Origin of the sequence: Sphingomonas sp. 66-10, assembly GCF_001897045.1 — a bacterium.
Taxonomy (GTDB): domain Bacteria; phylum Pseudomonadota; class Alphaproteobacteria; order Sphingomonadales; family Sphingomonadaceae; genus Sphingomonas; species Sphingomonas lycopersici.
The window spans coordinates 117,251-126,165 of record NZ_MKRR01000138.1 but is presented as its reverse complement, the minus strand read 5'-3'; the positions used below and the strand labels follow the sequence as shown (position 1 = coordinate 126,165).

Annotated in this window: 13 protein-coding genes and 2 pseudogenes; 9 read left to right on the top strand and 6 right to left on the bottom strand. The window is 66.2% G+C overall.

The features are described from left to right. The 3 genes and pseudogenes from BGN95_RS19950 to BGN95_RS19940 form a co-directional block, all read left to right on the top strand. Positions 1 to 199 (top strand): annotated as a pseudogene (locus BGN95_RS19950) (phosphomethylpyrimidine synthase ThiC); the annotation flags it as partial. A gap of 59 nt (positions 200 to 258) precedes the next feature. Continuing rightward, on the top strand, positions 259 to 654 hold the full coding sequence (locus BGN95_RS19945) for a hypothetical protein (RefSeq protein WP_286773784.1): 396 nt from the start codon (positions 259 to 261) through the stop codon (positions 652 to 654). Positions 655 to 774: 120 nt separating this feature from the next. Beyond that, entirely contained in the window at positions 775 to 1,269 is a 495-nt protein-coding gene (locus tag BGN95_RS19940) for a 2'-5' RNA ligase family protein (RefSeq protein WP_286773783.1), read from the top strand. Positions 1,270 to 1,384: 115 nt separating this feature from the next. On the opposite strand, the gene ung is transcribed toward BGN95_RS19940, so the two are convergent. From ung to BGN95_RS19920, 4 genes are read right to left on the bottom strand one after another with little or no spacing between them, the layout of a single operon-like run. After that, the gene (ung, locus tag BGN95_RS19935; RefSeq protein ID WP_284698866.1) at positions 1,385 to 2,071 is read right to left on the bottom strand and encodes a uracil-DNA glycosylase; all 687 of its coding nucleotides are present in this window, start codon (positions 2,069 to 2,071) and stop codon (positions 1,385 to 1,387) included. 27 nt (positions 2,072 to 2,098) lie between these two features. Then, a complete protein-coding gene (locus tag BGN95_RS19930; RefSeq protein ID WP_286773782.1) occupies positions 2,099 to 2,401 on the bottom strand; it encodes an alkylphosphonate utilization protein in 303 nt (100 codons plus the stop codon). An 18-nt stretch (positions 2,402 to 2,419) separates the two neighbouring features. Then, positions 2,420 to 3,541, bottom strand: a complete 1,122-nt coding sequence (locus tag BGN95_RS19925) for an acyltransferase family protein (RefSeq protein WP_286773781.1) — start codon at positions 3,539 to 3,541, stop codon at positions 2,420 to 2,422. A gap of 57 nt (positions 3,542 to 3,598) precedes the next feature. Continuing rightward, a complete protein-coding gene (locus BGN95_RS19920; protein ID WP_286773780.1) occupies positions 3,599 to 4,120 on the bottom strand; it encodes a DUF1993 domain-containing protein in 522 nt (173 codons plus the stop codon). 85 nt (positions 4,121 to 4,205) lie between these two features. Here BGN95_RS19920 and ispG point away from each other — a divergent pair, with 85 nt between their 5' ends. From ispG to BGN95_RS19890, 6 genes are all read left to right on the top strand, one after another. Beyond that, the gene (gene ispG / locus BGN95_RS19915) at positions 4,206 to 5,330 is read left to right on the top strand and encodes a flavodoxin-dependent (E)-4-hydroxy-3-methylbut-2-enyl-diphosphate synthase (protein WP_179513134.1); all 1,125 of its coding nucleotides are present in this window, start codon (positions 4,206 to 4,208) and stop codon (positions 5,328 to 5,330) included. 89 nt (positions 5,331 to 5,419) lie between these two features. Further along, complete coding sequence (locus BGN95_RS19910; protein ID WP_179513133.1) at positions 5,420 to 5,896, top strand: retropepsin-like aspartic protease family protein; 477 nt, start codon at positions 5,420 to 5,422, stop codon at positions 5,894 to 5,896. Positions 5,897 to 5,928: 32 nt separating this feature from the next. After that, the gene (locus BGN95_RS19905; RefSeq protein ID WP_179513132.1) at positions 5,929 to 6,858 is read left to right on the top strand and encodes a DMT family transporter; all 930 of its coding nucleotides are present in this window, start codon (positions 5,929 to 5,931) and stop codon (positions 6,856 to 6,858) included. 10 nt (positions 6,859 to 6,868) lie between these two features. Beyond that, on the top strand, positions 6,869 to 7,351 hold the full coding sequence (locus tag BGN95_RS19900) for a GNAT family N-acetyltransferase (protein ID WP_179513131.1): 483 nt from the start codon (positions 6,869 to 6,871) through the stop codon (positions 7,349 to 7,351). Continuing rightward, entirely contained in the window at positions 7,351 to 7,665 is a 315-nt protein-coding gene (locus BGN95_RS19895) for a DMT family transporter (RefSeq protein WP_286773779.1), read from the top strand. Before BGN95_RS19900 ends, BGN95_RS19895 begins: the two co-directional genes overlap by 1 nt. Then, a complete protein-coding gene (locus tag BGN95_RS19890; protein WP_286773778.1) occupies positions 7,662 to 8,009 on the top strand; it encodes a TfoX/Sxy family protein in 348 nt (115 codons plus the stop codon). The genes BGN95_RS19895 and BGN95_RS19890 overlap by 4 nt, the downstream gene beginning before the upstream one ends. 12 nt (positions 8,010 to 8,021) lie before the next feature. Here the strand turns inward: BGN95_RS19890 and ppa are convergent, their stop codons facing one another. Next, positions 8,022 to 8,561 (bottom strand): inorganic diphosphatase, encoded by a 540-nt coding sequence (ppa, locus tag BGN95_RS19885; RefSeq protein ID WP_179513128.1) that lies wholly within the window; start codon positions 8,559 to 8,561, stop codon positions 8,022 to 8,024. Between the two features lie 83 nt (positions 8,562 to 8,644). Then, positions 8,645 to 8,915, bottom strand: a pseudogene (locus BGN95_RS19880) (M61 family metallopeptidase); the annotation flags it as partial.

Genomic DNA, 8,915 nt, shown 5'->3' with positions numbered 1-8,915 from the left:
CTGCTCGATGTGCGGCCCGAAATTCTGCTCGATGAAGATCACGCAGGAAGTGCGCGACTTCGCCCGGCTGCAGAACCAGAATGCCGACGCCTTCGTCGCGGCGGATACCGCCGAGGCGGGGATGAAGGAGATGAGCGAAATTTACAACGAAACCGGCCGGGAGCTTTATATGGGTGCCGGTGGGCGGGAGCACGATTGAGGGGGCCGAGATGGCCGAAAGGCGCGGCGGGGCTTGCCTCGCGGTGACCGAATAGGCCGATGAGCATCCTGCCATCACTGTTTCTGGCGATTCCGGCGGTGGTGATGGCAGGCGGGCTCGCGCCTGCCAAACGCCCGGATTTTTCCGCCGTCACCAGCGTCGCCGCGGCAAGGAAGCTCGTCGCAGACGGCTATCTGGTGGAAAGTCTCGCTTTTCCGGCCGAGCTTGGCGGGCCACCGGACAAGGAAAACATCATTTATCTCCCGCCCGCCGTCGTGACCACCCGGGCGCTCGTCATTGGAACGCTTAAGCGGATGTCGCGCGACGGCAGCATCGACAGGATGAAGGTCGAGCCGGACTATCGCGGCGACAGCATCGTCCCCGCACGCCTCCGCATGACGGCGTGGCGGCGCGGCGAGAAGACCAAATTCGAGGCGGTCATCGAGGTCTGGTAGCACGGGCCGCTATAGGGCTACTCTCAGCGGCTTGCATAATCGTCGAACTATTGAGAACATATAGCGAACATAATCCGAGTCGGATTCCATGCTATGCCCCCGTCACGCGACTTCTACCTCATGATCAAACCCCCGCCGAGCGAACTGTCCGAGATAACGCGACACAAGCAGGTGTTGGGTATCGAGGACGGCTACGATCCTGCTCGACTTCACATCACGGTCGATCCGCTGGGGTCAGAAAAAGAATGGCCCGATCCACGGATCGACTGGCTGAATGCCATATTGACCCGATTCCTTGCCGATCCGTTCTATATCGAGTTCGACCGGATCGAAGAAAACACTCTCCGCGGCGGCGGCGAGGCACTGCGCGCGATGCGGGCGTTCCGTCGCTCGCTGATCCGCCACCTCGCCCGGTCAGGGCTGATCCTGCCAACTCGTCCCTTCAATCCGCATGTGACGCTGGCCTACGGGCAAGACTCGGATCACCGCGTCACGATCGACCCGATCGGCTGGACGGTGGACGAGCTCCTGCTGATCAGGAGCGGAGACGGCCGCCACGTCCCGTTTGGACGCTGGTCGCTAATCCAGCGCCAACCCAACCTTCCACTCTTCTAGTCAATTCAGGACGCCCCATCCCCGTTCGGGCTGAGCCTGTCGAAGCCCTGCCCTTTCTTCCGCAGAAGTGCAGCCCTTCGACAGGCTCAGGGCGAACGGGGCGGAAGTAGACTCGCTACTCCACCCGCGCGGGCAACGCCCAGTCGATCGTCCCGCGCCCGTTGCGTTCCAGAAACGCATTGGCCTGCGAGAAATGCCGGCTGCCGAACCAGCCGTTATACGCCGAGAGCGGCGACGGGTGCGGCGCCTTCAGCACTAGATGATGCCCGCCGCGCTCGATGCTCGGGACGAACCCGGCCTTCTTCTGCGCATAGCTGCCCCACAGCATGAACACGATCGGCTCGGGCCGCGCGGCGAGCAGGCGGATCACCGCGTCGGTGAATTTCTCCCACCCGCGATCGCGGTGCGAGGCGGCCTGCCCGCTCACCACGGTCAGCACGCTGTTGAGCAGCAGCACGCCCTGTTGCGCCCAGCTTTCGAGGAAGCCGTGCGCCGGCGGCTCGATCCCGCAATCGGTGTGGAGTTCCTTGTAGATGTTGACGAGGCTCGGCGGCGGTTTGACCCCGGGGCGGACCGAGAAGCACAATCCGTGCGCCTGCCCCGGCCCGTGATACGGATCCTGCCCGAGGATCACCACGCGCACATCGGGCAAGGCGGTCAGCTCGAGCGCGCGGAACCAGTTGCTCGAATGCGGGAAGATCTGTTTCCCGGCGGCTTTCTCCGCGACCAGGAACTGGCGCAGCGCAGCCATATAATCGCTGTCGAATTCGCCGCGCAGCGGCGCGAGCCACGTCGGGTCCATCTTCGGATCGGCCACGCTTTGCCCCCCTTACCGCTTGCGCACGAATTCGGCGCGCAGCACCAGCCCCTTGATCCCGTCGAACTTGCAGTCGATCTCCTGCGCGTCGCCGGTCAGCCGGATCGACTTGATCAAGGTGCCGCGCTTGAGCGTCTGGCCGGCGCCCTTGACGTCGAGATCCGTGATCAAGGTCACCTGATCGCCGTCGGCGAGGAGATTGCCCACCGCGTCGCGCACCTCGACTTGCCCCGCCGCGGCCTGCTTCGCGGCCAGTTCGCTCGCCGGAAGCCATTCGCCGCTTTCCTCGTCGAACACATAATCGTCGTCGCTCATTCCCGTCCCCTTTTCATATCAACGCGCCCGCAGGCCGATCAGCGGGCGCAGCAGCGGCACCGCACGCCCGCCGAGGTAGAAGGCCCAGCATCCCGCCACCGTCGCGGCGACGAGAATCGCGAATTCCGCGTTGCCGGAAAGACCGAGCGGCAACAGCCAGAACATCACCACGACGATGATCGTCTGGTGGATGATATAGAAGGGAAACACCGCCTCGGTCAGCATCGCGCGCCACGGCGCGTCGCGATTGAGCCAGCGATCCGCAACCCCGATCAGCGCCGCGATCGTCCCCCATTGCTGCACCGCATGTGCCGCGCCGTAGGGGCGATAGACCCAGCGCGGGGTCGGCACCGACGGCGGCCAGCTATATTCGATCGTCACCACGCAGGCGAAGCCGGCCAGCCCCAGCACCGCCGCCACCGGCCAATAGCGCCGCAGCGCCGCCAGCGCCGGCTCGGACCGGGCGAGCGCGAAGCCGAACAGGAAATCGGGGACGTACATGAAATGCGCCATCGTGTCGTCGACCAGCGCATGCGTCTCCCCCGCCATCGGGAACCACCAGGCGTGGACCGCGAGCGCCCAAAGCATCGGGATGACCAGCACCCCCCAGCCGGCGAAGGCGCGATCGAACAATCGCTGGAGCACCTCGGTCCGCACCAAGGCGACCAGCCCGGCCAGCACGACGGTATAGACCCACAGATAGCCGACGAACCACAGATGGTTCCACGTCGGCAACACGATCCCGTCGAGCATCCCGAAGCGGAAATAATCGTGCAGCCAGAAATAGGGGAAGCCGGCGGCATAATGATATTTGGTGACCAGCTCGACCCAGGATTGCGGCGGAACGATCACCGCGATCCCGAACACCAGGGGCACGAGGAGCCGCCAGCTGCGATTGGCGAGAAAGCCCCCCACCCCGACCGAGCGCCGCAGCAGCGCGCGGCTGGCATAGCCCGAGACGACGAACAGCAACGGCAGCCGCCAGGCGTTGGTCGCCATCATCGGCAGCGTCGTCCAATCCTCGACGTGCGAGGATTTTACGTGGAAGTTCCACGGCACGAAGACCATGCCGATATGATAGAGGATGAGCAGCCCGAAGGCCCCGACGCGCAGCCAGTCCATCCCATAATGTCGTGCCATCCCGGCCCGCATAGGGGGCTGGGACGGCAAGAACAATCGCCGGCGGGCGCGGCGGCGCTACAGCTTGACGCGAAGCTGGCCCAGGAAATCGCGCTTGCCGAGCTTCACGCCCTTGGCGCGCAGGACGTCATAAGCGGTGGTCGCGTGGAAATAGAAATTCGGCTGCGAGAAGCTCAATAGGAAGGTCGCCCCGCCAAACGGCAGCTTGAGATCGCCCATGCGGAATTCGCAATCGCGCGCGGCGAGCGCATCGAACTCGGCGGGGTCGAGCGCCTTGAGCGCGTCGATCCCCTCCTGCACCATCGCGCGCAAGCCGGCGAAATCGGTCGACCAGGGCGAGAGGTTGGGCGAAAAGCTCCCCGCGCGCACCCCGGCGACCGCACCGGCCGAATGATCGACGCTCGATTTCACCTGATAGCCGAACGGCAGCATGTCCGGCGCGAGCCGCGCGTCGATCATCGCTTCCGGGGTGATATGCTTTTCGGCCGCGAACGCCTCCGCCTTGTCGATCAGCCCGGCGACCGCGCCGAGGATCTGCAGGTTGGACGGAATCACCGCATCATAAAGCGAAAAAGTCATATTATCGGCTCCTCTCGATCGGCGGGCGTTTCGTTCCGCGATGCAAGCCGCTATATCGCGGACAACTCCGATAGGAAGCTTGTTCATGTCCGTCCGTCCCTGGCGCGATATCCAGCGCCGCAAGAGCCGCCAGATCATGGTCGGCAACGTCCCCGTCGGCGGCGACGCCCCGGTCACCGTCCAGACGATGACCAACACCCCCACCAGCGACGCGCGCGCGACGATCGACCAGATCCGCCGCTGCGAGGAGGCCGGGGTCGACATCATCCGCGTCAGCTGCCCCGATGTCGAAAGCACCGCCGCGTTCAAGCAAATCGCCCGCGCCGCGCGGGTGCCGATCGTCGCGGACATCCATTTCCATTACAAGCGCGCGCTCGAGGCGGCGGATGCGGGGGCGGCGTGCCTGCGCATCAACCCCGGCAACATCGGCTCGGCCGAGCGCGTCAACGAAGTGGTCAACGCCGCCAAGGCCAATGGCTGCGCGATCCGCATCGGGGTCAATGCCGGCAGCCTCGAAAAGGACCTGCTCGAAAAATATGGCGAGCCGTGCCCGGAGGCGCTGGTCGAAAGCGCGCTCGATCATATCAAGCTGCTGCAGGACCGCGATTTCCACGATTTCAAGGTGGCGGTGAAGGCATCCGACATCTTCCTCGCGGTGGCGGCTTACCAGCAGCTCGCCGAGGCGGTCGATTGCCCGCTGCATCTCGGCATCACCGAAGCGGGCGGGTTCGTCGGCGGGACGGTCAAATCGGCGATCGGGATCGGCTCGCTCCTGTGGTACGGAATCGGCGACACGATCCGCGTCTCGCTCTCGGCCGAGCCCGAAGACGAGGTGCGCGTCGGGTTCGAGATCCTCAAGAGCCTCGGCATCCGCAACCGCGGCGTACGCGTGGTGAGCTGCCCGAGCTGCGCGCGCCAGGGGTTCGACGTGATCCGCACCGTCCAGGCGCTGGAGGAGCGGCTCCAGCATATCCGCACCCCGATGTCGCTCTCGGTGCTCGGCTGCGTCGTCAACGGGCCGGGCGAGGCGCGCGAGACCGATATCGGGATCACCGGCGGCGGCAACGGCAAGCATATGGTCTATCTGTCGGGGGTCACCGACCACCATGTGCAGGACGCCGACATGATCGAACATATCGTCAAATTGGTCGAGGCCAAGGCGGCCGAGATCGAGGCGACGAGCGACGCGGACAAGGTCGCGGCCGAATAGATCGCGCCGCGCCCGCCGGTTAACCACGGCGTTCAACCGCGTCGCAGCTTTTGCCCGGCTATGCCGCCGCGATGCGCATCGCGATGTTGATGATGATCGCCCTCGGCACCGTGATCGGCCTCGCCCTGCCGACCGCGATGCGTTCGCCCGCGCCGGCGCCCGCCACCCCGGCGGCGGCAGCCGCGACCGCCACGCCCGCGCCGCCGCGCGAAACGGTGATCCGGCGCGAGGGCGACGGGCATTTCTATGCCTTCGCCAACGTCAACAGCGAGCCGATCCGCTTCGTCGTCGATACTGGCGCGTCGACCGTGGCGCTGACCCCCGAGGACGCGCGCCGCGCGCATATCAATTTCGATCCGTCGCAGGTCGTCCGCGTCGGCTATAGCGCCGGGGGCGAGCTCAGCGGCCAGCCGGTGATGATCGACCGGATGGAATTGGACGGGAAGCGCGCCGGATCGGTGCCGGCGGTGGTGCTGCCCAATCTGACCGTCTCGCTGCTCGGCCAATCCTATCTGCGCCAGATCGCGACGGTATCGATCAGCAACGACGAGATGCGGCTGAAGTAGCGCGCCGCTTCGCCGCCGGCTAAGCCAAGAGCATGAATCGCCCGCTTTCCCCCGCGCTGGCCTTCGCCGTCGCGGCGGCGGGGATCGGGCTGTTTTCGATCATGGACGCGTTCATGAAGTCGCTGACGCTCGCGCTCGGCGTCTATAATGCGTTGATCTGGCGTACCGGCGTCTCGGCGGTGTTCGGCTTCGGGGCGTGGGCCGCGACCGGGCGCGCGCGGCCGACACGGCGTGCGATGCGGCTGCACGTGATTCGCGGCGCGATCACCGCGGCGATGGCCTTGCTGTTCTTCTGGGGGCTCGCGCGGGTGCCGATGGCACAGGCGATCACGCTCTCCTACATCGCGCCGCTCGCCGCGTTGCTGCTCGGCGCGCTGTTCCTCCACGAGCGCGTCGGCGCGCGCGTGATCGGCGCATCGTTCGCCGCCTTCGCCGGGGTGCTGGTGGTGCTGGCGGGCGAATCGCGCGCGTCGCTGGGCCCGGAGGCACTGGCGGGATCGGCCGCGGTGCTCGCGTCGGCCTTGCTCTATGCGGTCAACCTCGTCGTCGCGCGGATGCAGAGCCAGGCCGCCGGCCCGGGCGAGATCGCCTTCTTCCAGGGCATGATCGTCACCGCTTTCCTCGCGCTCGGCGCGCCGTGGTTGCTCGCGGTGCCCGAGGCGGCGCAATGGTGGAAGATTTTGGCCGGCGGCCTGCTCGCCACCGCCTCGCTGTTCCTGCTCGGCTGGGCCTATGCCCACGGCGAGACCGGCTATCTCGCGACGACCGAATATACTTCGTTCGTCTATGCCGCGACGCTCGGCTTTCTCGTGTTCGGCGAGCATCTGTCGCCGTTCACGCTCGCCGGCGCCGCGATCATCATCGCTTCATGCCTCTATGCCGCGCGGCGTCGCGATATCGCGGCGACCGGGCCGGATTCGGCGGTGCTGATGCCGCTTCCGCGCAAGCGCACCAGACGATAATGAGCCCGGCATGACCGTTTCGATCCGTCCTTCCACGCCGCAGGATTGCGGCACGATCCTGCGCTTCGTCCGCGAGCTCGCCGATTATGAGCGCGAGCCCGATGCCGTCGAGGCGAATGAGGCGATGCTCGCCGACGCCTTGTTCGCGACGCCCCCCGCGGCGGAGGCGCTGATCGCCGAACGCGACGGGGTTCCGGTGGGCTTCGCCTTGTTCTTCCACAACTTCTCTACCTGGACCGGCAAGCGCGGGATCTATCTGGAGGATCTCTACGTCACCCCGGCCGCGCGCGGCTCGGGGGCGGGCAAGGCGTTGCTTGCCCATCTCGCGGGAATCGCGCTCGATCGCGGCTGCGCGCGGTTCGAATGGTCGGTGCTCGACTGGAATACCCCGGCGATCGATTTCTATCGCTCGATGGGAGCGACCGCGATGGACGAATGGACCGTCCAACGCGTCACGGGCGATGCGCTCGTCCGGCTCGCGGGGCGCGGCTGATGGCGTGGCTGTGGCTGATCGTCGGCGGGTGCTTCGAAGTGGGGTTCACCACCTGCCTGCGTTATGTCGACGGCTTCCGTAACGTGCCGTGGACCTTGGGCTTCCTCGTCTCAGTCACGCTGTCGATGGGGCTGCTCGAACTCGCCTCGCGCTCGATCGCGATGGGCACGGCCTATGCCGTCTGGGGCGGGATCGGCGCGCTCGGCACCGTCATGGTCGGGATATTGTGGTTCGGCGAGCCGCTCACCGCCGTGCGCGGACTGCTGATCCTCGGCATCGTCGGGTGCATCGCCGGGCTGAAGGCCACCGCATGAGCGCCGACGGCGGGCTGATCGATTGGGTCGCGGAAGCGCTCGCCCCGCTCGGCACGGTGACCAAAAGGCGGATGATGGGCGGGGCGGTGCTCTATCTCGACGGCGTGGTCTTCGCGATCGTCGACGACGAGACCCTGTGGTTCAAGGCCGATGCCGAAAGCGCCGCCTTATGGGACGCCGCCGGCTGCGCATATTTCACCTATATGCGCGACGGCACGCCGCAGACGATGAACTACCGCTGCGCGCCCGATGACGTATATGATGATGCTGACGCGATGCGCGAATGGGCCGCGCCCGCGATCGCCGCCGGCCGGCGCGCCCCGCGCAAGGCGAAGCGCGCCTAACCCGCTTTTCGCTCAGGCGGCCTTGGCGTTCTTGGCGCGGTCGATCGCCTCGATCACGATCTTGCGCGCCTCGGCGGCATCGCCCCATTCGCCGATACGCACCCACTTCTCGGTCTCCAGGTCCTTATAGTGCCTGAAGAAATGCTCGATCTGCTGGAAGATGATCGAGGGCAGATCCTGCCGCTCGCCGACATCGGTATAATAAGGGAAGGTCGTGTCGACCGGCACGCACACCAGTTTCTCGTCGCCGCCATGCTCGTCTTCGAGCTTGAGCACCCCGATCGGGCGCGCGCGGACGACGCAGCCCGGGATGAACGGCGAGCGCGAGATGACGAGCGCGTCGAGCGGATCGCCGTCGGGCGACAAAGTATGCGGCACGAAGCCGTAATTCGCCGGATAGCGCATCGGCGTATGCAGGATGCGATCGACGAACAACGCGCCGGATTCCTTGTCGAACTCGTATTTCACGGGTTCGCCGCCGGTCGGCACCTCGATGATCACGTTCAGGTCCTCGGGCGGGTTCTTGCCCACGGGGATGAGATCGATGCGCATGATGTCCTTCTTCGTTCACGGCCGGCGCGCAGGCCATCGCCCCCGGAACGGGGCAATGCGCACGCGCCAATCGCACCGCACGATCAGCGCGGCGCCAACAACCTGTCGAGACCACCCTCTCCGGTGCCGATCTTTTCGAGGCGCGGGTAGCGCAGCCCGTCGTGCCAGTCGAGCGCAACCGTGCGATATTCGTCGCCTTTCTTTACCAGCAGCGACACCGCCGCGCCGCCCTTGGCCGCGGCGATCGCCGCCTTCAGCCGCTCGGGCGTATAGCTTTCGTTGTTGACCGCGGTGATCGTCACCCCGATCGTCAGCCCGGCGCGAAACGCCGCGCTATCCCAGGTCACCCCGGTC